General features: G+C 66.5%; 25 protein-coding genes and 1 riboswitch. Of the genes, 10 read left to right on the top strand and 15 right to left on the bottom strand.

Features of this window, described 5'->3' with window-relative positions:
- The first annotated feature begins 168 nt into the window (after window positions 1-168).
- The 3 genes from Q8P46_00865 to Q8P46_00855 all read left to right on the top strand — a co-directional run bounded on the left by Q8P46_00865 (window position 169) and on the right by Q8P46_00855 (window position 2,126).
- Entirely contained in the window at window positions 169-570 is a 402-nt protein-coding gene (locus tag Q8P46_00865; protein MDP2618724.1) for an Hpt domain-containing protein, read from the top strand.
- 121 nt (window positions 571-691) lie between these two features.
- Window positions 692-1,012, top strand: coding sequence for a 2Fe-2S iron-sulfur cluster-binding protein (locus Q8P46_00860; protein MDP2618723.1), 321 nt, complete (start codon window positions 692-694; stop codon window positions 1,010-1,012).
- 82 nt (window positions 1,013-1,094) lie between these two features.
- On the top strand, window positions 1,095-2,126 hold the full coding sequence (locus tag Q8P46_00855) for an NAD(P)/FAD-dependent oxidoreductase (GenBank protein ID MDP2618722.1): 1,032 nt from the start codon (window positions 1,095-1,097) through the stop codon (window positions 2,124-2,126).
- A gap of 124 nt (window positions 2,127-2,250) precedes the next feature.
- On the opposite strand, the gene Q8P46_00850 is transcribed toward Q8P46_00855, so the two are convergent.
- The gene (locus tag Q8P46_00850; protein ID MDP2618721.1) at window positions 2,251-3,432 is read right to left on the bottom strand and encodes a pyridoxal phosphate-dependent aminotransferase; all 1,182 of its coding nucleotides are present in this window, start codon (window positions 3,430-3,432) and stop codon (window positions 2,251-2,253) included.
- A 6-nt stretch (window positions 3,433-3,438) separates the two neighbouring features.
- On the bottom strand, window positions 3,439-4,041 hold the full coding sequence (locus Q8P46_00845; GenBank protein MDP2618720.1) for an XRE family transcriptional regulator: 603 nt from the start codon (window positions 4,039-4,041) through the stop codon (window positions 3,439-3,441).
- Window positions 4,042-4,252: 211 nt separating this feature from the next.
- On the opposite strand from Q8P46_00845, the gene Q8P46_00840 reads away from it, so the two are divergent.
- The 4 genes from Q8P46_00840 to Q8P46_00825 are packed head-to-tail and all read left to right on the top strand — an operon-like array spanning window position 4,253 to window position 7,476.
- On the top strand, window positions 4,253-4,570 hold the full coding sequence (locus tag Q8P46_00840) for a DUF2849 domain-containing protein (protein MDP2618719.1): 318 nt from the start codon (window positions 4,253-4,255) through the stop codon (window positions 4,568-4,570).
- A 26-nt stretch (window positions 4,571-4,596) separates the two neighbouring features.
- Entirely contained in the window at window positions 4,597-6,255 is a 1,659-nt protein-coding gene (locus Q8P46_00835) for a nitrite/sulfite reductase (GenBank protein ID MDP2618718.1), read from the top strand.
- Window positions 6,242-6,757 carry a DUF934 domain-containing protein gene (locus Q8P46_00830; protein MDP2618717.1) on the top strand — a complete coding sequence of 172 codons (516 nt, stop codon included), beginning with the start codon at window positions 6,242-6,244 and terminating at the stop codon, window positions 6,755-6,757. Before Q8P46_00835 ends, Q8P46_00830 begins: the two co-directional genes overlap by 14 nt.
- Window positions 6,754-7,476, top strand: coding sequence for a phosphoadenylyl-sulfate reductase (locus tag Q8P46_00825; protein ID MDP2618716.1), 723 nt, complete (start codon window positions 6,754-6,756; stop codon window positions 7,474-7,476). Before Q8P46_00830 ends, Q8P46_00825 begins: the two co-directional genes overlap by 4 nt.
- 9 nt (window positions 7,477-7,485) lie before the next feature.
- On the opposite strand, the gene Q8P46_00820 is transcribed toward Q8P46_00825, so the two are convergent.
- The 5 genes from Q8P46_00820 to thiM all read right to left on the bottom strand — a co-directional run bounded on the left by Q8P46_00820 (window position 7,486) and on the right by thiM (window position 11,303).
- Window positions 7,486-7,716, bottom strand: a complete 231-nt coding sequence (locus Q8P46_00820; protein MDP2618715.1) for a hypothetical protein — start codon at window positions 7,714-7,716, stop codon at window positions 7,486-7,488.
- 163 nt (window positions 7,717-7,879) lie between these two features.
- Window positions 7,880-8,956: a TRAP transporter substrate-binding protein gene (locus tag Q8P46_00815; GenBank protein ID MDP2618714.1), complete on the bottom strand. Its 1,077-nt coding sequence runs from the start codon at window positions 8,954-8,956 to the stop codon at window positions 7,880-7,882.
- Between the two features lie 15 nt (window positions 8,957-8,971).
- Window positions 8,972-9,844: a bifunctional hydroxymethylpyrimidine kinase/phosphomethylpyrimidine kinase gene (gene thiD / locus Q8P46_00810; GenBank protein MDP2618713.1), complete on the bottom strand. Its 873-nt coding sequence runs from the start codon at window positions 9,842-9,844 to the stop codon at window positions 8,972-8,974.
- Window positions 9,841-10,506 carry a thiamine phosphate synthase gene (gene thiE / locus Q8P46_00805; GenBank protein ID MDP2618712.1) on the bottom strand — a complete coding sequence of 222 codons (666 nt, stop codon included), beginning with the start codon at window positions 10,504-10,506 and terminating at the stop codon, window positions 9,841-9,843. Before thiE ends, thiD begins: the two co-directional genes overlap by 4 nt.
- The gene (thiM, locus tag Q8P46_00800; GenBank protein MDP2618711.1) at window positions 10,503-11,303 is read right to left on the bottom strand and encodes a hydroxyethylthiazole kinase; all 801 of its coding nucleotides are present in this window, start codon (window positions 11,301-11,303) and stop codon (window positions 10,503-10,505) included. The genes thiE and thiM overlap by 4 nt, the downstream gene beginning before the upstream one ends.
- 50 nt (window positions 11,304-11,353) lie before the next feature.
- A riboswitch (TPP riboswitch) is annotated at window positions 11,354-11,456 on the bottom strand.
- A gap of 121 nt (window positions 11,457-11,577) precedes the next feature.
- Between thiM and Q8P46_00795 the strand changes: the two genes are divergently transcribed.
- Window positions 11,578-12,465: an alpha/beta hydrolase gene (locus Q8P46_00795; GenBank protein ID MDP2618710.1), complete on the top strand. Its 888-nt coding sequence runs from the start codon at window positions 11,578-11,580 to the stop codon at window positions 12,463-12,465.
- Window positions 12,466-12,537: 72 nt separating this feature from the next.
- Window positions 12,538-12,774, top strand: a complete 237-nt coding sequence (locus Q8P46_00790; GenBank protein MDP2618709.1) for an Lrp/AsnC ligand binding domain-containing protein — start codon at window positions 12,538-12,540, stop codon at window positions 12,772-12,774.
- A gap of 18 nt (window positions 12,775-12,792) precedes the next feature.
- Here the strand turns inward: Q8P46_00790 and pcaF are convergent, their stop codons facing one another.
- Window positions 12,793-13,995, bottom strand: coding sequence for a 3-oxoadipyl-CoA thiolase (gene pcaF, locus Q8P46_00785; GenBank protein MDP2618708.1), 1,203 nt, complete (start codon window positions 13,993-13,995; stop codon window positions 12,793-12,795).
- 123 nt (window positions 13,996-14,118) lie between these two features.
- Between pcaF and Q8P46_00780 the strand changes: the two genes are divergently transcribed.
- Window positions 14,119-14,337 carry a GDCCVxC domain-containing (seleno)protein gene (locus tag Q8P46_00780; protein MDP2618707.1) on the top strand — a complete coding sequence of 73 codons (219 nt, stop codon included), beginning with the start codon at window positions 14,119-14,121 and terminating at the stop codon, window positions 14,335-14,337.
- Between the two features lie 4 nt (window positions 14,338-14,341).
- Here the strand turns inward: Q8P46_00780 and Q8P46_00775 are convergent, their stop codons facing one another.
- From Q8P46_00775 to Q8P46_00745, 7 genes are all read right to left on the bottom strand, one after another.
- On the bottom strand, window positions 14,342-15,226 hold the full coding sequence (locus Q8P46_00775) for a cation diffusion facilitator family transporter (protein MDP2618706.1): 885 nt from the start codon (window positions 15,224-15,226) through the stop codon (window positions 14,342-14,344).
- An 11-nt stretch (window positions 15,227-15,237) separates the two neighbouring features.
- Window positions 15,238-16,029: an enoyl-CoA hydratase-related protein gene (locus tag Q8P46_00770; GenBank protein ID MDP2618705.1), complete on the bottom strand. Its 792-nt coding sequence runs from the start codon at window positions 16,027-16,029 to the stop codon at window positions 15,238-15,240.
- A 264-nt stretch (window positions 16,030-16,293) separates the two neighbouring features.
- A complete protein-coding gene (locus tag Q8P46_00765; protein ID MDP2618704.1) occupies window positions 16,294-16,680 on the bottom strand; it encodes a hypothetical protein in 387 nt (128 codons plus the stop codon).
- A 111-nt stretch (window positions 16,681-16,791) separates the two neighbouring features.
- Window positions 16,792-17,610, bottom strand: coding sequence for an ABC transporter permease subunit (locus tag Q8P46_00760; GenBank protein MDP2618703.1), 819 nt, complete (start codon window positions 17,608-17,610; stop codon window positions 16,792-16,794).
- Window positions 17,607-18,332 (bottom strand): ABC transporter permease subunit, encoded by a 726-nt coding sequence (locus Q8P46_00755; protein ID MDP2618702.1) that lies wholly within the window; start codon window positions 18,330-18,332, stop codon window positions 17,607-17,609. Before Q8P46_00755 ends, Q8P46_00760 begins: the two co-directional genes overlap by 4 nt.
- 48 nt (window positions 18,333-18,380) lie before the next feature.
- Window positions 18,381-19,343, bottom strand: a complete 963-nt coding sequence (locus tag Q8P46_00750; protein ID MDP2618701.1) for an ABC transporter substrate-binding protein — start codon at window positions 19,341-19,343, stop codon at window positions 18,381-18,383.
- Window positions 19,344-19,391: 48 nt separating this feature from the next.
- Complete coding sequence (locus Q8P46_00745) at window positions 19,392-20,198, bottom strand: ABC transporter ATP-binding protein (GenBank protein MDP2618700.1); 807 nt, start codon at window positions 20,196-20,198, stop codon at window positions 19,392-19,394.
- Between the last annotated feature and the right edge of the window lie 6 nt (window positions 20,199-20,204).

Here is a 20,204-nt window from a genome sequence, read left to right as displayed (position 1 = left end):
GGAAACAGTTAACCCAGAAACGCAAGGCGCGGCAATGCCCGGAACCGGTCCGGCGGCGGCGGCGGAGCCGGGCGGCCTTAACCCTGTGTTATGGCGCCGCTGGTAACGTCTTGTCCACTGGTATAGCCAGGCGGGACATTCGAGACGAGTAGAGCGATGGAGGAGAGTATGGGTGCCGCGGTTGCATTGCAAAGACGGCAGTCGCTCGTTCAGGGCCTCTCGCCGCAGCCGGGGGCGGGGCGACCGGTCGATCTGGTGCATCTGGCGCGCTTCACCCTGGGCGACGAGAAACTGGAACGCGAGATTCTGCAGCTTTTCCGCGTGCAGACGCGGATCTATCTCGATCGGCTCGAGCGGGCCCGTGACGCGGTCCACTGGCGCCAGGCCGCGCATACCATCAAGGGCTCGGCCAAGGGCATCGGCGCCTGGGCGGTGGCCGCCGCGGCGCAACGCGCCGAAGAACTCCCCAATCCTCCGGGCGGCAAGGGCACCGGGGACGCGGCGAAGGAACTGAAGGCGACCGTCGAGACGGCGATAGGCTTCATCGACGTCCTGCTCGCCGAGCACTGAAGGCCGGCCATTTCGCCGCCGCCCTGGCGGCTGGACTTCCACACCGATCACCGTTAGGAACGGCGCCGTCTGCAACCGGGCGGCGCGCGCGCCTCCGTGCGTTGCCGCCAAGAGGAGCTTGATGGCGAGAATCACCTTTGTCCTGCCCGATGGCACCCACCGCGAGGTCGAAGCCAAGGCGGGGGCGACGGTCATGGAGACGGCGATCAAAAACGACATCCCCGGAATCGTGGCGGAATGCGGCGGCGCCTGCGCCTGCGCGACCTGCCATGTCTATATCGACGCGGACTGGACCGAGGCGACGGGGACGCCGTCCGAAATGGAGGAGGACATGCTCGATTTCGCCTTCGACGTGCGCGCGACGAGCCGCTTGAGCTGCCAGATCGCCATCACCGAGGAGATGGACGGGCTTATCGTCCATGTCCCGGAACATCAGGCCTGAGGCAGCCGGCCCGCCGCCATCTAAGGCTTCAATCGGGGCGGCGAACGCTCTAATGTACAAGCAAATTTTGAGGAGCATCGGGATGGCGGAAACACACGAAACGGATGCAGTCATCGTCGGCGCCGGGCCATGTGGCCTGTTCGCGATCTTCGAGCTCGGCCTGCTCGGCCTCAGCTCTCACATCGTCGACATTCTCGACCGGCCCGGCGGACAGTGCGCCGAGCTCTACCCGGACAAGCCGATCTACGACATTCCGGCGATCGACCAGGTCACCGGCGAGGAACTGACCGAACGGCTGGTCGCGCAGTGCAAGCCCTTCAAGCCGGTCTTTCATTTCAACCAGATGGTCCAGACGCTGAAGCGGCGCGACGACGGGCGCTTCGAGATGACGACCGACGAGGGCCTGACGCTGATCGCGCCGGTCGCGGTCGTTGCCGCCGGCGGCGGCTGCTTCCAGCCGAAGCGCGCGCCGATCCCGGGGGTCGAGGATTACGAGGGCACGTCGGTCCACTATTCGGTCAGAAAGATCGACGCCTTTCGCGACCGCGACGTCGTCATCGTCGGCGGCGGCGATTCGGCGCTCGACTGGACGCTCGCCCTCGAGCCGCTGGCCAAGAGCGTCAAGCTGTTGCACCGCAGGCCGGGGTTCCGCGCAGCGCCCGATTCGGTCGCCAAGATGAACGCACTCGACGAGGCCGGAAAGATCGAATTCCGCATCGGCCAGGTGACGGCGCTGAAGGGCGACAACGGCCGGCTCGAAAGCGTCGACGTACAGCTCAAGGAAAGCGGCGAGACGGTCACCTATCCCTGCGATGCCGTGCTCGCCTTCTTCGGGCTGACGATGAAGCTCGGGCCGATCGCCGAGTGGGGCCTGAAGCTCAACGAGGAACGCATTCCCGTCGACACGGCGCGCTTCGAAACCAGCGAGCCGGGGATCTTCGCCATCGGCGATATCGTCGACTATCCGGGCAAGCTCAAGCTGATCCTGTCGGGCTTCCACGAGGCGGCGCTGATGGCTCATGCCGCCTTTTCCGTGGTCCATCCGGAAGAGCGCCTGATCCACCAGCACACCTCCTCCTCGTCGAGCCTGCAGGAGCGCCTGGGCGTGATCTAGAGCGGTTCATGGCTGAGCAGCGTCCGAGTCTAAGGGCGCTCCGGAGAGTGGGGATGACCTTGCGGAAATGAATCTCCGCATGGTTAACGGGAGGTAGACAAGAGGGCGGTCCGCGAGATCCGGGTCAGCGCACCTGGCGGCGTTTCAGGAAATCGCCGATGCGGCGGATCGCCTCTTCGATATTGGCGACGCTGTTGGCGTAGGACAGGCGGATATAGCCCTCGCCATAGACGCCGAAATCGGGCCCGCCGATGGTGGCGACGCCCGCTTCCTCTAACAGGTCGGTGGCCAGCACCTTGGCGGCGATGCCGGTCTTGCGGACATTCGGAAAGGCATAGAAGGCCCCCTTCGGCGTCACGCAAGAGACCCCCGGCAGCGTGTTGAGGCCATGGGTCACCACCTTGCGGCGCTCATCGAAGGCCGCGACCATTTCGCGCACGCAGGTTTGAGGGCCTTCGAGCGCGGCGATGCCGGCATATTGCGCCGCCGCGTTGACGCAGGAATGGCTGTTGACGGCAAGCTTGCGGGCGCCGTCGATGAGGCTCTCGGGCCACACGCCGTAACCGAGACGCCAGCCGGTCATCGCATAGGTCTTGCTCCAGCCGTCGAGCAGGATCAGCCGGTCGCGGATCTCGGGATAGGCGAGGAAGCTCGCATGCTCGAGCCCGTCATAGATCATCTGGCCGTAGATCTCGTCGGACATGATCGCCACGTCCGGATGATGCTCGAGGCCGGCGACGAGCCTGTCGACTTCCGCCTTCTGCGTAACCCCGCCGGTCGGATTGGCCGGGCTGTTGACGATGATGAGGCGGGTCCTGGCCGTGATCAGCGACAACAGCTCGTCGGCGGAGAAGGCAAAGCCGTTCTCCTCTCGGATCGGCATCGGCACCGGCGTGGCGCCGGTATATTCGATCATCGAGCGGTAGACCGGAAAGCCGGGATCGGGATAGACGATCTCCGCCCCCGGTTCGCCGAACATCAGGATGGCGAAGAACATGGTGACCTTGCCGCCGGGCACCACCATGATCAGTTCGGGAGAAACGGTCAGACCCAGCCTGCGGTCGATGTCGGCGGCCACCGCCTCGCGCAAGGGCTGAATGCCGAGCGCCGGCGTATAGCCGTGATGGCCGTCGCGCAGCGCCTTGACCGCCGCCTCGACGATATGATCGGGAGTGCGGAAATCCGGCTGGCCGATGCCGAGATTGACGACGTCGCGGCCGGTCGCCTGAATCGCCGCCGCGCGGGCAAGGACGGCGAACGCGTTCTCCTCGCCGAGACGATCGAGGCGCACGGTGTGGAGCGGCATTGGATGCTAGTCCATCACCGTCGCTTGCAGGATGGTGACCATGGTCGCGTGGGCGGGCGTCTTGCCGATGTTGCGGATGATATGCTCGCGGTCGCAATGGTAGCGCAGCACTTCGCCTTCGCCGGCGCGGCGCACCTGTCCGTCGACCTCGATCTCCAGCTCGCCCGCCAGGACCGCCAGGTTCTCCACCGAGCCGCGCTGATGGCCCTCCGATTCGAGCACCCCGCCGGGATCGGCCCTGAAATCGTACCATTGCACCCAGGAGACGGTCTTCAGCCAGCCGATGATGGCAAGCGTGCACTTGCCGTCTTCCGAGGTCAGGACCGGCACCCCCGACTTTTCCAGCTTCTCGACGAACGGCTCCTCGTCCTCCTCCGCGAGCACCCGGTCGATGGTGGTGTCGAGCGCCTGGCTCAGCCGCCAGATGGTGGAAAGAGTCGGATTGGTCTCGTTCTTTTCGATCGCCGAGATGATCGACTTGGCCACGCCCGACTGCTCGGACAGCTCGCTCAAGGACAGATTGTAGGCCTTGCGCAGGCGCTGAACCGTTTTGCCGAGGTTTCCGGAGACGATGGTGGCACCGGCCTCGGGCAGCTCTTTCTTTGACATGATGCGGTTTGTTCTTTATAAAGAACGTGTGACCGGCGTACAGAACGACGCTCCTGTTGCCACTCTACAGGAAGTTCATACGCCGACGCAAGTGGTTGGCAAACAGGGGATCGCGCCCACGCCGCCAGTCCCGAGCGGTTGGTCGATAAATCGAACGGCGGGCACGGGGCATGCGGATATCGCGGGTCCGATCTAGAGCGAGAGACGCGAAATGGATCTGAAAGTCATTACCGCGAACCTCCTGCGCGGCGGCAACGTGGTGTTTCTGGCCGCCGACGGGCGCTGGTCGCCCTATATCGGCGCGGCGCGCGTGGCCGAAACCGACGCGGCGGCCGAGGAGCTGGAGGCGCTGGCCCGCGCCAGCGAGGAGGCCACCGAAGTCGTCGGTTCCTATCTGATCGAGGTCGAGCGCGGCGAAGACGGGTTGCGGCCGGTGAAATACCGCGAATGGCTGCGCACCAAGGGGCCGAGCGTGCGCCCCGACCTCGGCTATCAGGGCGGCGGCGAAAGCCGGCAGGCGGCGGAGTGAGGGCCGAGATGACGGCGGCGGCATCCATGTACCGTTACGACGAGTTCGACGCCCGCTTCGTCGCCGAGCGGGTCGCCCAGTTCCGCGACCAAGTCGCACGGCGCCTGTCGGGCGAGCTGACCGAGGACCAGTTCCGGCCCTTAAGGCTGATGAACGGGCTCTATCTGCAGCTTCACGCCTATATGCTGCGGGTCGCCATCCCCTACGGCACCCTGTCATCGCGGCAGATGCGCAAGCTGGCCGAGATCGCCCGCACCTACGACCGCGGCTACGGCCATTTCACCACCCGCCAGAACATCCAATACAACTGGCCCGAACTCCCCCAAGTGCCGGACATTCTTGAACATCTTGCCAGCGTTGAGATGCACGCCATCCAGACCTCCGGCAACTGCATCCGCAACGTCACCTCCGACCAGTGGGCCGGCGTCGCGCCGGACGAGATCGAGGACCCGCGGCCGATCTGCGAGCTGTTGCGCCAATGGTCGTCGCTGCACCCGGAATTCTCCTTCCTGCCGCGCAAGTTCAAGATCGCGGTGACCGGGGCGCCGAACGACCGCGCCGCCGTCAAGGTGCACGATATCGGCCTGAGGATGCACCGCAACGAGGCCGGCGAGCCGAGCTTCGAGGTCATCGTCGGCGGCGGGCTCGGGCGCACGCCCTTCGTCGGCGCGACGGTACGCGAATGGCTGCCGCGGAACGAGCTTCTGGCCTATGTGGAAGCCATCATGCGCGTCTATAACCGCTTCGGGCGTCGCGACAACAAGTTCAAGGCGCGCATCAAGATACTCGTCCACGAGCTCGGCAAGGAAGAGTTTACGCGTCTCGTCGAGGAGGAATATGCGGCGCTTGAGACGCCCCCGGTGACACTCGACGCAGACGAGCTTTCCCGCATCGCGGTCTATTTCGCCCCGCCCGCCTATGCCGTCGAGGCAAGCGACGGTGAGGCCGAGTATCTGTTGGCCCGGGCCACGGACCCGGCCTTTGCCGACTGGGCCAAGAACAACCTCGCCGCCCACAAGGTCGACGGCTATGCGATCGTCAATGTTTCGCTGAAGCCCATCGGCGGCATTCCGGGCGACGCCACCGCCGACCAGATGGACGCGGTCGCCGACATCGCCGAACGGTACTCCTTTTCCGAGATCCGCGTCACCCACGAGCAGAATCTGGTGCTGCCGCATGTGAGAAAAGGCGATCTGAAGGCGGTATTCGGCGAGTTGACGGCGGCGGGCCTGGCGACGCCGAATATCGGCCTCGTCACCGACATCATCTCCTGCCCCGGCCTCGACTATTGCTCGCTCGCCACCGCCCGCTCGATCCCCATCGCCCAGCGCCTATCGGAGCGCTTCGCGGAACTCAAGCGCCAGCACGATATCGGCCCGCTGAAGATCAAGATTTCAGGCTGCATCAATGCCTGCGGCCACCACCATGTCGGCCATATCGGCATTCTCGGCCTGGAGAAGAAAGGCCAGGAATTCTATCAGGTTACGCTGGGCGGCTCGGGCGACGAGCAGGCCTCGATCGGCGAGATCGTCGGGCGCGGCTTTTCCTCCGACGAGGTGATCGACGCCATCGAGCAGATCGTCGACACCTATCTGGCCCGCCGCAGCGACGGCGAGACCTTCCTGCAATTCTACCGGCGCGCCGGCGCCGAGCCGTTCAAGGAGGCGCTCTATGCCGCTGCTTAAGAACGGAGAATTCGTCGACGACGGCTTCATCACCCTCGACGACGAGGCACCGGCGCCGGAAAAAGGCGGCGTCATCGTCTCGTGGGACAGGCTCAAGGCGGAGTTCGAGGCGCTGCAGGGGCGCCGGGGCGGGCTCGGCGTCACCTTCCCGGTGACCGAGGAGCCGGAGGCGCTCAAGCCCTATCTTAGCGCCTTGAAGACGATCGTGCTTTCCTTTGCAGCCTTCACCGACGGGCGCGCCTATTCGATCGCCCGCATCATCCGCGCGCGCCTCGGCTTCAGGGGCGAGCTGCGCGCGGCGGGCGACGTGCTGCCCGACCAGATCGCCTTCATGCGCCAGGTCGGCTTCGACGCCTTCCAGCCGAGGAGCGACCGCCCTTCGCTGGAGACCTGGCAGCGGGCGGCGACTGCCATGTCGCTGAGCTACCAATCCGGCTTCTTGCCGCCGCACGGCTATGCGCCGGCCGAGATATTCGAACAGCGGAGGTTGCGTCGGTCATGATTTCGTATGGATTGCTCGAAAGGACCTATGGCCATCTGTCGGGCTCAGCCCTGCTCCAGCCGATGATCAGGAAGGTGTTTCCGGGGCGCATCGCGCTCGTCTCCTCCTTCGGCGCCGAATCGGCGGTGCTCGCGCACATGATTTCCGAGATCGACCCCGCCACCGCGATCCTGTTCGTCGATACCGGGCGGCTGTTTCCCGAAACGCTGGCCTATCGCGACCATCTCGTCGCCCGGCTCGGCCTGACCCATGTGAAGATGGTATCGCCCGCCAAGGAGGACGAGGCGCGCCTCGACCCGGACGGCGATCTTTTTGCGCGCGATGCCGACGCCTGCTGCGAATTCCGCAAGATCAAGCCGATGGAGCGGGGCCTGCGCGGCTATCAGGCGTGGATCACCGGGCGCAAGCGCTTCCATGGCGGCGACCGGGCGCAGCTCTTAGCGCTCGAGACGGCCGACTGGCGGCTCAAGATCAACCCGCTGGCGAGCTGGGGGCCGCAGGACATCGCCGCTTATTTCGAGGCCCACGAACTACCGCGTCACCCGCTGGTCGCCGCCGGCTATCCGTCCATCGGCTGCGCGCCGTGTACGACCCCGGTCGCCGACGGCGAAGACCTGCGCGCCGGACGCTGGCGCGGCCAGGAAAAGACCGAATGCGGCATCCACTGGACGGTCAACGGCCGCCCGGTGCAGGCCCCAAACGAGGTGCAGTTCGGCTGATTTGCGGGCTCAACGGCTCATTGAGATCGGACTGGGCATCGCCTTGACCTGAACCGCGGTCACGGTGCGGTTGCCGCGCACTGTCTCCAGACATTCGGCGTAGGTATCGAGATATTTCTCGCGCGTGATGTGGTTCCACGACCCGTCCTCGATATAGATGAGGATGATCTCGGCCATACGCAGGGCGACGAACTCTGGCGCAGTATCGCAGTCAAGCGGCGCCGGCTTCTGATTGGACATTAACAACTCCACAGGAACAAGTGGCCAGGTATGTGCGGGAACCTAGCAGCCAAAAGCATATGTAAGGTTAACGCACCTTCTTCGCGAATCCGCCGGCCGGATGCAACCCGCGTGAGTGGCGAATGCCCTGGTTTAGAGCGGTTCCTGGTTATAGGGAACCGCTCTAGCCGTTGCGGGCGGCCAGGAAGGCCTGGGTGGAGACCCGCGACCAGCCGATGGCCTGCTTGCGCGCTTCCACGAAGGAGCGGAAGATGCGGTTCGCCAGTTCGTCCTGTTCCGCGAAGCCGGCCAGCACCTCCTCGGAAGCCGCCCGCGCCGCCTTCAGGACCTCGTCGGGGAAGGGACGCACCGAAACGCCGTGTTCGCTGATAAGCGCGTCGAGCGCGATCGCGTTTTCCCACGCCGTCTCGGCCACGGCGAAGGCGTTTTCCGCCGCGCAGGCATTGTCCACCACCGCCTTCAGATCGTCCGGCAATCCGTTCCACGCCTTGGCCGAGATCAGCGCCTCGCCGGTGCCGTTCGGCTCGTGGAATCCCGGCCAGTAATAATAGGGCGCGACCTTGTAGAAACCGAGCGCCAGATCGCTCCAGGGGCCGAGGAACTCGGTGCCGTCGATGAGGCCCGACTGCAGCGCGCTCATGATGTCCGACGGCGGCACCGACACCGGCGTTGCGCCGAGCCGGCGCATGACCTCGCCGCCGAGGCCGGGCATGCGCAGCTTGAGGCCCCTCAGATCGTCGAGCGTGTTGACCTCCCTGCGGTACCAGCCGCCCATCGACATGCCGGTATTGCCGGCCATGAACGGCTTGATGTCGAAGCTGCCGTAAAGCTCGTCCCACAGCGCCTGGCCGCCGCCGTGATAGATCCAGGCCATGTGCTCCGGCACCGTCAGGCCGAATGGAACGGCGGTGAAGAACACCGCCGGCTTGATCTTGCCCTGCCAGAAGAAGGAGGCGGTGTGGCCCATGTCGGCGGTGCCCTCGGCGACCGCATCGAAAACCTGCAGGCCGCCGACCAGCTCGCCCGCGGCATAGACCCGGACCGCAAGCCTGCCGTCCGACATGGCGGAAATGCGTTTGGCAAGCCTTTCCGCCGTCACCCCCGGCCCCGGCAAATTCTTCGGCCACGAGGTGACCATGCGCCATTGCGTTGCCCCCTGCGCCAGGCCTGGCGCCGCGAGAGCGGCCGCCGCGGCGGCGCCGGCGCCCATGAAACCGCGCCTCGACAGTGTATGTGTCATCGAACTGTCCTCTCTCTAATCGAGCCGATGCAGCGCGCCGGACGGGTCGTCTCCGGCTTCGCCCGGCAAAACGCCGAACATCGGCACCTTTCCCCAGATGGCGTGGAAATGATGTACCGGCCCGCGGCCCGAGCCGATCACCAGCGCGTCGGCGTGGGCGATCGCCTCGCTGACATAGGCCTTGGCGTGGGCGACGGCGCGTAACAGGTCGAAGCCGTGCGCGAGCCCGGCGGCGATCGCCGAGGAAAGGGTGCAGCCGGTGCCGTGGGTATTGGCCGTTTGCGTGCGCGCGGCGGCAAGCCGCACCGGATCCCCGCCGTCGAAGAAGATGTCGGCGCTCTCCGCGCCCGTGCCGTGGCCGCCCTTGAGCAGCACCGCCCGCGGGCCAAGGTCGAGGAGGGCCGCGGCCTGATCGGCCATCTTGTCCTCGTCCTCGGCCACGTCCACCTCCAACAGCCGCGCCGCCTCCGCCAGATTCGGCGTGATGATCAGGGCGCGGGGGAGCAGCAGCGTGCGCAATGCGTCCACCGCGTCCTCCTCGAGCAGCGACTCGCCGCCCTTGGCGACCATGACGGGATCGAGCACCACCTGCTCCTGGCTGTACCGGTCGAGCCCTTCTACAACCGTCTCGACCGCTTCGGCGCGGCTGAGCATGCCGATCTTGACCGCATTGACGGCAAGGTCCGAGAACACCGAATCCATCTGCTGGGCGATGAAATCGACCGGCACGTCGTGCACCCCCTGGACGCCGAGCGTGTTCTGGGCGGTGAGCGCGGCGATCACGCTCGCGCCATAGACGCCGAGCGCGGAAAAGGTCTTGAGATCCGCCTGGATGCCGGCGCCGCCGGAGGAGTCCGAGCCGGCGATGGTGACGGCGATGGGGGTCATGAGGCGTTCCTTTCCTTGAGTGCCGCATCGACGATGGCGCGCAGCTCCCGCGCCGCCGCCTCCGGGTCCCGCGCCTTGGCGAGCGCCGAGATGACGGCAACGCCGTCGGCTCCGGCGGCGATGATGTCGGCGGCATTGCCAGCGTCGATGCCGGCGATGGCGACAAGAAGGATGTCGGCCCGCCTGGCGCGCAGCAGGCCGGCGAGGCGGCCGAGCCCGGCAAGGCCGATGGGGGCGGTCAGATTATCCTTGCTGACGGTCGAAAAGACGCCGCCGACGCCGACATAATCGGCAACATCGACGGCGGCGTTTTCCGCCTCTTCCTCGCTGCGCACGGTGATGCCGATGATCGCCCTCTTGCCGAGCAGGCGCCGGGCGATGTCGGGCGGCATGTCTTCCTGGCCGAGATGAACGCCGGCCGCGCCCGCGGCGAGCGCCACGTCGACCCGGTCGTTGATGAGAACGGGCACGCCGCTTCCCTCGAGCGCGGCGACGACGGCCTTGGCGCGCGCGACCATGGCCCGCGTCGTGCCGGTCTTGTCGCGAAGCTGGACGAGCCCCGCGCCGCCCGCGGCGGCGGCCCGCGCCAGGGCGACGGGCTCGTGGCCGCCGGACTGGGCGGGATCGACGAGCGCATAGAGGCGAAGGTCGAGCCGCTTCACTTGACCCTCCCCCGCTTTTCGATCGCCGCGGCATCGAGCGCGTAGAGCGCATCGAGAAGCTCGGCCTGAAACGAGCCGGGCCCGCGCGCCTTGTCGCCAGCCATCGCGCCGGCGACGCCGAAGCACAGCACCGCCTCTAGGGCGGCGAGGAACGGATCGCGCTCGACCGCGCAAAAGGCAGCCGTCACCGCCCCGAGCGCACAACCCATGGCGGTGACCTTGCCCATCAAGGGATGGCCGCTCGACAGGACCGCCGCGCGGGTTGCATCGCAGACACGGTCTTCCGGACCCGTCAGCACCACGCAGGCCCGGCTGTCGCGGGCGATCTTCGCGGCGGCGCCCGCCGCGCCGGTCTCCTCTCTCCCGGCCTTTTCGGCAAGCGCCATGATTTCGGTCTCGTTGGCGTGGATCACCGCGGGACGCAGGGCGCAGAGCCTCGCCGCAAGATCGAGCCGCTGGGGCGAGCGGTCGGCGAAGACCGGATCGAGGACCCAGGGGATGCCCGCCTTAGTTGCCGCCTCAATGGCGATGGCGATGGCGGCGCGGCGGGTCTCGTCGAGGGTGCCGAGATTGATCAGCAGGGCATCGGCGCCCGAGACGAAGTCGCCCACCTCTTCCGGCGCGATGGTCAGGCTCGGCACCGCGCCGACGGCAAGCAGGCCGTTGGCGGTGAGCACGCTCGCCGCCGCATTGGTGATGCAATGAATGCGCGGAGCCCGGTCGCGGATCGCCGCCAGGCTTTCGGCGGCGGCGCGGGCATGGGCGCGGCTGGCCGCGGAGGCGGCAACGACGCTCATCGGGCCGCTCCCGCCCGCTTGCCGCGGGGCGCCTGCCCGGCTCTGTTTTTCGTGTGAGGCATCTCAATTTCCTCCGCCGGCATGACCCGGATCAGGTTCGATGGGTTGGCAGAACGCCTCTCAGCCCGGAAACGGGCACCCCAATGAGAATTGCCCTAGACCTAATGGATGGCGCCGGCTTTTGCAATGGCGACACAGAAGCGCACGCCGCGCCCGGCCGCCGAGGTGCTACACTGATCCGGCATCTGCCGGTCCATCGAAAGGTCACGAGGCGATGTATGTGGCGCAGGGACTGAGCGAGGAGGCGGAGCTGCGGCGGCTCTGCGAGGCGGCCTACAACGCGCGCGCCGCGGTGCCGGAGTTCGCCGATATCATGGTCGGCTGGGAGCTCGGCGCCGCCGCCTACAGGGAGGAGGCCGAGGCGGAGCTCGACCTGCCCTATCTCGACGAATTGGGCGGCGGCAGCGCGCGCACCCTCCTCGACCTGTTCTGGCCGCGCGGGCGGAACCGCGATTCATGCCCGCTTTCCCTATACGTCCATGGCGGCTATTGGCAGGCGCTCGACCGCAAATATTTCAGCCACCTGGCGCGCGGCCCCAACCGGCGCGGCATGGCGATGGCGATCGCCTCCTACGATCTGTGCCCTCACTTCGACATTCCGGGCATCGAGCGCCAGATCGCCTGCGCCTGCCTTTACCTGTGGAACACGCTGAAACGGCGGCCGATCGTCTGCGGCCATTCCGCCGGCGGCCACCTGACAGCCTGCATGCTCGCCTACGACTTCTCCGCGCTCGATGCCGGCGCGCCGGGCGACCTGGTGCCGGCGGGGGTCGCCGTCTCCGGCCTCTTCGACCTGCGCGACCTCGTCTACACCTCGATCAACGACAAGCTGGGATTGACCCTTGACACCGCCGAGCGGGCAAGCCCGGCCTTTCGCGCCGCGCCGAGAGGCAAGCGGCTGATCGCCCAGGTCGGCGCCCGGGAGAGCGAGGCGTTCCACTGGCAGAGCAAGGAGATCGTTCGCCGCTGGCGGGACGGCGGTGCCGTCACCCAATATGTCAATGTCGCCGATACCAACCATTTCACCGTCATCGGTGGCCTTGCCGATCCCGACAGCGCGCTCGTCGGATCGCTCGAATGGCTGTCGGCGGCATCAGCCTAAGAGGCTATTGCCGGACGATGATTGTTCTGTTGCACTGAGCAAAACCAACGCCGCACACGAGGAGCCCCGCGCATGACTCCCTTTTTCGTCCAGATCAAGTGTCAGCTCGGCAAGGCCTATGAGGTCGCCAACGCCATCGCCGACGCGGAGATCGCCTCGGAAATTTACTCGACCGCCGGCGATTTCGACCTTCTGGTGAAATTCTATGTCGACGCAGGCACCGACATCGGCCATTTCGTCAATGAGAAGGTGCACAAGTTCGACGGCATCCTCGACACCCGCACCCTGATCTGCTTCAAGGCATTCTGACCGAACGAACGCGGTCCCTCACACCTTCTCCAGGACCATGGCGATGCCCTGGCCGACGCCGATGCACATGGTGCACAGCGCATAGCGGGCGCCCTTCTCGTGCAGCTCGTGCGCGGCGCTCGCCACCAGCCGGGCGCCCGACATGCCGAGCGGGTGGCCAAGCGCGATCGCCCCGCCATTGGGATTGACGCGGGGCTCGTCGTCGGCGAGCGCGAGGTCGCGCAGAACGGCGAGGCTCTGGGCGGCGAAGGCCTCGTTGAGCTCGATGACCTCCATCTCGTCCAGCTTCAAGCCGAGCCGCGGCAGCAGCTTGTTGACCGCCGGAACCGGGCCGTAGCCCATGATCCGCGGCGCAAGGCCGGCCGACGCCATGCCGAGGACCCGCGCCTTCGGCGTCAGGCCGTTCGATTTGGCCGCCGCCTCGTCGGCGACGATCAGCGCGCAGGCGCCATCATTGATGCCGGAGGCGTTGCCCGCCGTCACCGTGCCGCCCTCGCGGAACGGCGTCGGCAGGGCGGCGAGCTTTTCCAGCGAGGTGTTTCGCGGATGCTCGTCCTTGTCGACGATGATGGGATCGGCCTTGCGCTGCGGGATCGTCACCGGAACGATCTCCTTGGCGAGCCGGCCATTGGCCTGCGCGGCAAGCGCCTTTTCTTGGGAGCGAAGCGCGAACCGGTCCTGATCGTCGCGCGAGATCTGCCATTCCTCGGCGACGTTCTCGGCCGTCTCGGCCATCGAATCGACGCCGTATCGCGCCTTCAGAACCGGGTTGATGAAGCGCCAGCCGAGCGTCGTGTCGTAGATTTCCGGGTTGCGCGGAAACGGCTTGTCGGCCTTGGCGATGACGAAGGGCGCGCGCGACATGCTCTCGACGCCGCCGGCGAGCGCAAGCTCGGCCTCGCCGAGCCTGATGGCGCGGGCGGCAGCCCCCACCGCCTCCATTCCCGAGCCGCACAGCCGGTTGACGGTGGCGCCGGAGATCTTTTCGCTCAAGCCGGCGAGCAACAGCGCCATGCGCGCCACATTGCGGTTGTCCTCGCCGGACTGGTTGGCGCAGCCATAGATCACATCGTCGACCGCCTCCCAGTCGACCGACGGGTTGCGCTCGATCAGCGCGCGCATCGGCACCGCCGCCAGATCGTCGGCGCGGATCTGGGAAAGAGATCCGCCATAGCGCCCGATCGCGGTGCGCGCCGTATCGCAAATGAAAGCTTCGGGCATCTGAAAACCTGCACTGTCGGTTGTTTTTCCGGCGCGACGATGCGTCGAGGGGCCTTATGAAGTCAACTCCCGCATTGCCGCAGCTTTCATGCGCGCTGGTCATGAGCGCGCGGGCGCGCTTAAATGGCCTTCATGAGCGTTTCGACCAGCACCGTCACCTGCCCGGAATGCGGCCACCGGGAGGTCGAGGCGATGCCGGAGAATGCCTGCCAGTATTTCTACGACTGCAAGGGCTGTGGTGCGGTTCTGAAGCCGAAGCCGGGCGATTGCTGCGTCTTCTGCTCTTACGGCACGGTGCCCTGCCCGCCGGTCCAGGCGCGGGGCAAGGGCGCCTGCGGCTGAGGAATCAGCAGCCCTCGCGCTCGATCTGGATAGTGGCGTGGCCGATGCCGAACTCGGCGTCGAGCCGGTCGCAGATGGCGTCAAGCACCTCATCGCCGTCCGCCGTTTCGGCGATGCGCGCGTGCAGCGTCGCCATCACGCCTTCCTGGCTCAGCGACCAGATATGGATGTGATGCACCTCCTCGACGCCAGGCACGTGACCGGCAAGATCGGCGCCGATGGCGGCGACATCGACGCCCTCGGGCACGCCTTCGAGCAAGATATGCGCCGAATCCCGGGCAAGCCTGAAGGCGCCGACGGCAACGATGGCGGCGACCAGGACCGACAAGAGCGGGTCGGCCGGGTACCAGCCGGTCTTAAGGATGATTCCGGCCGCGACGATGGCCGCCACCGAGCCGAGCAGGTCGCCGAGCACGTGCAACAGCGCGCCGCGGATGTTGAGATTGCCGCGGTCGGTCCCGCGCAGGAGGGCCAACGAGCCGAGATTGACGAAGAGACCGGTGGCCGCGACCGCCAGCATCGGGCCCGCGAGCACGGTGACGGGGACGGCAAGCCGCGCCATCGCCTCGACGAGGATCCAGCCGACGATGAAGAACAGGGCAAGCCCGTTTGCGAAGGCGACAAGCACCGGCAGCCGGCGCAGCCCATAGGTGAGCCTTGCGCTGGGGCCGCGCTGACGAGCCAGCCGAAAGGCGACCCAGGCCAGCCCTAGCGCCACCGCGTCGGCCAGCATGTGGGCGGCATCGGCGATCAGCGCCAGCGAGCCGGTGAGGAGACCGCCGACCACCTCCGCGACCATGAAGCCCGCCGTCAGCAACGCCGCCCAGAATATCCGCCGCTCGTTGCGCGCCGGAAGGTCAAGCTCCAAATGACGGTGATCCTGCTTCATGGACGCCGATACTAACGCCCCTTGAAGACCGGCGTCCGCTTTTCGAAGAAGGCCCGCATCGCTTCGGCATAGTCATCGCTCTTACCGAGCTCGCTCTGGATGTGGCTTTCAAGGTCGAGCTGCGCGTCGAGGCTGTTCTTGGCGCTTGCCAGCAAGGCCTGCTTGATGCGCGCCAGCGCCAGCGCCGGACCGGCCGCGAACCGGCGGGCGAGCGACAGTGCTTCGTCCATCAGCTTCTCATCGTCGACGGCCTTCCAGATGAGGCCGATGCGCTCCGCCGCCTTAGCGCCAACCGGTTCGCCCGTGAGCGCCAAGCCGGTCGCCCTGGCGCGACCGACGAGCCGGGGCAGAAAATAGGTGGCGCCGGAATCCGGGATGAGCCCGATCTTGGCGAAGGAAAAGGCGAATTTCGCCGAATTCGCGGCGAGCACGACGTCGCAGGCAAGCGCCAACCCGCAGCCGGCACCCGCCGCCACGCCGTTGACGGCGGCGATGGTCGGCACATCAAGGCGCACCAGCCGCAGGATCAGGGGATTGTACCGCTCCTGGAGCGAGTGACCGAGGTCGGGCGGCGGCTCGCCCTCACTTCTGCGGCGCTCATTGAGGTCCTGGCCGGCGCAAAAGCCGCTGCCCGCCCCGGTGAGAACGACGGCCCGGATGCTCTCGTCCGCTTCGACCGTATCGAGCACCTCGCTCAACCGTGCGTGCATCGCTGCGTCAAGGGCGTTGCGCAATTTGGGCCGGTTCAGCATCACCGTTGCGACGCCGCCAGCCCTGTCCAGCAAGACCAGACCGGCCGTCACGATGCGCCTTCGCGATGATCGGCTATTCGGTGGCCGCGCCCTGCGTGCGAATGGTGAACCATGCCCCTCCTCGTTTCTCTGCTCCCCGTTCCTGATTATCCTCTTAGACCCGCCGGGTCGAGGTCGAAACCATCCGCAAGGAGGCGCCGCCGTCGCGAAAACAAGCTGTTGAAAAGGCACCAAGCAAGATGTTGCAGGGGTTCCTCCTCCCCACCGGGGAGAGCGGCTTCCTGCGGCCTGAATCGCAGCTTTTTCAATAGCCTGCTACAGCCCGGCCAACGACGCGCAATGTTTGTACTGGCGAAAGGCGTCCTGGGGGATCGGCCCGCCGCTCATCCAGGCGCCGTTTTGCGGCAGCATCCTGGCCATGGTCTGGCGCCCCTGGGCCTCGGCGCTCCTTCCTTCCGCGTCGCTGTAGCCGAGCCGGCGGCCGAAGCTCTGCGCCCGGCTTCTCAGCTCGACCGCCGCCTGCGCCGCCTCGCCGGCCTCGCTGCGACGCGAGGAGCCGAGCCGCTCGCCATACACTTCCGCGATCCCGGCGCAGTAATAGGTGTTCATGTAGACCGCCTTGTCCAGCGCGTCGGCCAGCGCCGCCGGCGCCAGAACCACCGAAAATGCGAGCCCTACGGCCCTAATCCGCATTGCCGTCATGGAAGTCATCCTTCTCACCGAATCGGCGACGTAATGCAAAGTCTAACGCCTGGAGCGGTTCCCGGTCTCGACCGCGCGCGGCCCGCCCCCCGCCGGGGCGGAGTGGCCGGGTCAATGCGGCGCGTCGGGGGCCTGGGAGCCGACCCGCCGGGCGGTCAGGCCCATCACCGCGTTGGCGGCGACGGCAAGGGCGAAGATCAGGATCAAGACCGCGTAGAGATGGGGGATGCGGTACTGGCTATAGAAGTCGCTGGCGAGGAAGCCGAGCCCCGCATTGGACAGTTTGATCTCTCCGAGTAGCACGCCGATGATGGCGACGCCGAGGCCGAGCCTGAGGCCGGTGAGGATCGGCTGCACCAGCGACGGCAGATAGATTTTGCTCACCATCTGCCAGGTGGTGAGGTTGAAGCTGCGCCCGACATTGAGATGCACCGGGCTGACATGGACGACGCCCGCGGTGGTCGACAGCACGATGGGGAAGAAGGCCGACAGCGCGCCGAGCGCGGTCTTCGATTCCGGGCCGATCCCGACCAGCAGCATGACGATGGGCAGGAAGACGATTTTCGGGGTCGTCGCCAGGGCCATGACATAGGGCGCAACGACGCGGCCGAGAAAGCGCCGGGCGCCGAACAGGATGCCAAGCGGGATCGCGAGAGCCGCGGCGATGGCCAGGCCGGCGAGAATCTCCGCGCCGCTGACGACGAGATGGCGGTAGAAGACCGGATCGGTCAGAAGGTCGAATACCGCCGGAACGATCAGTACGGCGGATGGCACCACGCCTTCATAGAACAGGCCCGAGCGCGACATCACCTCCCAGGCGATGACGAGAACAAGGATGGTGGCGACGCGGATCGCCAGCACCCGGCGCTCGGCGCCTTCGCTCTCGCGCAGCGCCGCCGCGGCGGCGTGACCGGTGTCGACGGCGGTCATACCGGACGGATCCTCTTCTCGATGCGGGCCAGCACCGCGAAGACGCTGGCGCTGACCACGACGATGAAGCCGATGGCGGCATACATGCCGGGGATTTCGAAGCGGTCATACATGTCCGAGACCACCCGGCCGAGGCCGCCGAAATTGATCAGGAACTCGATGCCGATGATGTTGACGAGGGCATAGATGAGTCCGAGCCGGATGCCGGTAAAGATGTCGGGGACGGCGGCGGGAAACAGGACCTTGAAGAATTGCTGGCCGCCCGAGCAGTTGAAGCTCACCCCGACATTGACCAACGGCCCCGGCACCGAAGCGAGGCCGACGCGGGTGTTGAGGATGATCGGGATCGCGCCAGTGATCGTCCCCATGACGAAGATGGTCATGAAATTGCGGCCGATAATCACCAGGAACAGCGGATAGAGCAGCACCATGGGTGCCGCGAACAGGGCCGCAAACCAGCTTTCATAGGCGCGCCCCAGATTGCGGAAGCGGTAGAGAAGAAAGCCCGCCGGAATGCCGATCGCCGTCGCCGTCGCGCCGGCGGCGAGCGTCACCGCGAAGGTCGCGAGGAAGGCCTGCATCAGGCTCTCCTCGCGGATCAGCTCGACGACGGCAAGCCCCACATCGCTCGGCCGCGCCAGCACCAGCGGCGAGACCATGCCGCCTAAGACCAGCGCCTCAGCGATCAGGCACAGCACGCCTAAGGCCGCAAGCCCGGCCATTGCGGGGCTCCTCGTCATCGATGTCCCCTCGCGGCGACGCGCCCGGGCCTATGGCAGGAGCTGGAGCAGCTCCTTGACCTGGTCATCGCTCAAGGGCGCGTCGAGCTGCTTATACTCGACCGCCTGCTTCATGCTGGCCTCGAGGCCGGCGATCGGCGCCATGGCCATCGACTCCTTCGGATAGAAGGCCACCGAATCCTTGGCCACGTCGAGGTCGACATTGTTGAACGCCGCGAAGGCCTTCACGGCATCGTCCTGCATCGAATACATCCAATCCAGCGCCTTGGCGTAGCCGCGCATGAATTTTTCGACGGTTTCGCGATTGCTGGCGAGGAAATCGGCGTTGACCACGTTCACCCGGATTGTCTGTTCGGCGAGGCTCGGCACGTCGCCGCCGCGGGCGACGATCTTGATCTCGCCCTTGCGCACCAGGGCGAGGTTGAAGGGCGGCACCGACCAGCCGATGTCGATCTGGCCCGACAGGACCTGGGTCTTGGTGTCGGAGATGCCGCCCGTCGGTGTCAGCTCGGGCTTGACGCCAGCGGCGTTGGCGAGCTCCAGGGACACGAGGTGGGTCGACGAGCCGGGCCGCGAGAAGCCCATGGTCTTGCCGTCGGCGTCCTTCAGGCTGTTGATCGGGCTGTCGGCCTTGGCGTACCAGAACAGGTCCGGGGAGCCGGTCATCTGGGCGCTGACGATGCGCAGCGGGGCGCCCTTGGCAAAGGCGCCGAGCACGCCGAGCACGCCGTTGACCATGGCGAACTGGGCGCTGCCGGTGATCACCGCCTGCAGCGTCTCCGACCCGCCGCGGGTATAGATGATCTCGACCTCGAGCCCTTCCTCCTTGAAGAAGCCCTGGTCGACCCCGTGCACGGTCACCATCGTGTCCCACAGGCCCTTCTGGCCGATGGCGACGGTGATCTTGTCCTGCGCCCGGACGCTGAACGGCACAATGACCGCAAGCGAGCCCGCGACGGTCAGCGAAAGCAAGTTTCTACGTGTTACTGCCATGATGCATTTCCTCTCCTTCGGTTTCGACTCTTAATGGTCTAATGGTCGTCATTGCTTTGCGGCCTGCATGCCGCGCGTCGCCTCGTGGCGAAGATGGGTCCAGACCATGCCGACATAGCGCCCGAAAGCCTCGCTGGCGAGGATTTCCGATGAGCGCGGGCGCGGCAGGTCGATGTCGATGATCTCCTTGATGGTGCCGGGCCTGAACGACATGACGACGACCCGGTCGGAAAGCTGGATGGCCTCGGCGATATTGTGGGTGATCAGCAGCGTCGTCTGCCTGAGCTTGGCGCAAATGGCGAGAAGCTGCTCGCCGAGCAGAAGCCGCGTCTGCTCGTCGATGGAGGCGAAGGGCTCATCGAGCAACAGGATGCGCGGCTCGGCGGCGAGCGTCCGTCCGATCGCCGTGCGCTGGCGCATGCCGCCGGACAGCTCGCCGGGATAGCGCCGCTCGAAGCCGGAAAGCCCGACCAGCTCGATCATGCCGCGCGCCTTCTCGTAGCGCTCCGCCGCCGCCATGCCGGCGACCTCGAGCGGAAAGGCGACATTGTCGAGCACCGTGCGCCAGGGAAAGGTGCTCTCTTCCTGAAACACCATGCCGATGTCGCGGTGCGAGCCATTGACCGGGTGGCCGTCGACGCGGACCTGGCCGCTGTCGCTCTGAAGCAGCCCGCCGACAATGTTGAACAGAGTCGACTTGCCGCAGCCGCTCGGCCCGATAATGGCGACGAATTCGCCCTCGGCGATCGCCAGATCGAAACGGGCAAGCGCCTCGACCTCGCCGCGGTCCCCGCCGCGGAAGGTTTTCGACACGCCATCGATGTTGAGGACCGGCACCTGCATCGTCTTGTCCATCCCCCC

This window comes from Hyphomicrobiales bacterium (assembly GCA_030688605.1).
Taxonomy (GTDB): Bacteria; Pseudomonadota; Alphaproteobacteria; order Rhizobiales; family NORP267; genus JAUYJB01.
The sequence above is the reverse complement of the archived record's forward strand: the minus strand, read 5'-3'. Positions and strand labels throughout refer to the sequence as shown.

Bases quoted from the DNA above. Each gene is read 5' to 3' on its own strand.
- Q8P46_00865 (MDP2618724.1), top strand. From the start codon at position 169: ATGGGTGCCGCGGTTGCATTGCAAAGACGGCAGTCGCTCGTTCAGGGC.
- Q8P46_00860 (MDP2618723.1), top strand. From the start codon at position 692: ATGGCGAGAATCACCTTTGTCCTGCCCGATGGCACCCACCGCGAGGTC.
- Q8P46_00855 (MDP2618722.1), top strand. From the start codon at position 1,095: ATGGCGGAAACACACGAAACGGATGCAGTCATCGTCGGCGCCGGGCCA.
- Q8P46_00850 (MDP2618721.1), bottom strand. From the start codon at position 3,432: ATGCCGCTCCACACCGTGCGCCTCGATCGTCTCGGCGAGGAGAACGCG.
- Q8P46_00845 (MDP2618720.1), bottom strand. From the start codon at position 4,041: ATGTCAAAGAAAGAGCTGCCCGAGGCCGGTGCCACCATCGTCTCCGGA.
- Q8P46_00840 (MDP2618719.1), top strand. From the start codon at position 4,253: ATGGATCTGAAAGTCATTACCGCGAACCTCCTGCGCGGCGGCAACGTG.
- Q8P46_00835 (MDP2618718.1), top strand. From the start codon at position 4,597: ATGTACCGTTACGACGAGTTCGACGCCCGCTTCGTCGCCGAGCGGGTC.
- Q8P46_00830 (MDP2618717.1), top strand. From the start codon at position 6,242: ATGCCGCTGCTTAAGAACGGAGAATTCGTCGACGACGGCTTCATCACC.
- Q8P46_00825 (MDP2618716.1), top strand. From the start codon at position 6,754: ATGATTTCGTATGGATTGCTCGAAAGGACCTATGGCCATCTGTCGGGC.
- Q8P46_00820 (MDP2618715.1), bottom strand. From the start codon at position 7,716: ATGTCCAATCAGAAGCCGGCGCCGCTTGACTGCGATACTGCGCCAGAG.
- Q8P46_00815 (MDP2618714.1), bottom strand. From the start codon at position 8,956: ATGACACATACACTGTCGAGGCGCGGTTTCATGGGCGCCGGCGCCGCC.
- thiD (MDP2618713.1), bottom strand. From the start codon at position 9,844: ATGACCCCCATCGCCGTCACCATCGCCGGCTCGGACTCCTCCGGCGGC.
- thiM (MDP2618711.1), bottom strand. From the start codon at position 11,303: ATGAGCGTCGTTGCCGCCTCCGCGGCCAGCCGCGCCCATGCCCGCGCC.
- Q8P46_00795 (MDP2618710.1), top strand. From the start codon at position 11,578: ATGTATGTGGCGCAGGGACTGAGCGAGGAGGCGGAGCTGCGGCGGCTC.
- Q8P46_00790 (MDP2618709.1), top strand. From the start codon at position 12,538: ATGACTCCCTTTTTCGTCCAGATCAAGTGTCAGCTCGGCAAGGCCTAT.
- pcaF (MDP2618708.1), bottom strand. From the start codon at position 13,995: ATGCCCGAAGCTTTCATTTGCGATACGGCGCGCACCGCGATCGGGCGC.
- Q8P46_00780 (MDP2618707.1), top strand. From the start codon at position 14,119: ATGGCCTTCATGAGCGTTTCGACCAGCACCGTCACCTGCCCGGAATGC.
- Q8P46_00775 (MDP2618706.1), bottom strand. From the start codon at position 15,226: ATGAAGCAGGATCACCGTCATTTGGAGCTTGACCTTCCGGCGCGCAAC.
- Q8P46_00765 (MDP2618704.1), bottom strand. From the start codon at position 16,680: ATGACGGCAATGCGGATTAGGGCCGTAGGGCTCGCATTTTCGGTGGTT.
- Q8P46_00760 (MDP2618703.1), bottom strand. From the start codon at position 17,610: ATGACCGCCGTCGACACCGGTCACGCCGCCGCGGCGGCGCTGCGCGAG.
- Q8P46_00755 (MDP2618702.1), bottom strand. From the start codon at position 18,332: ATGGCCGGGCTTGCGGCCTTAGGCGTGCTGTGCCTGATCGCTGAGGCG.
- Q8P46_00750 (MDP2618701.1), bottom strand. From the start codon at position 19,343: ATGGCAGTAACACGTAGAAACTTGCTTTCGCTGACCGTCGCGGGCTCG.
- Q8P46_00745 (MDP2618700.1), bottom strand. From the start codon at position 20,198: ATGGACAAGACGATGCAGGTGCCGGTCCTCAACATCGATGGCGTGTCG.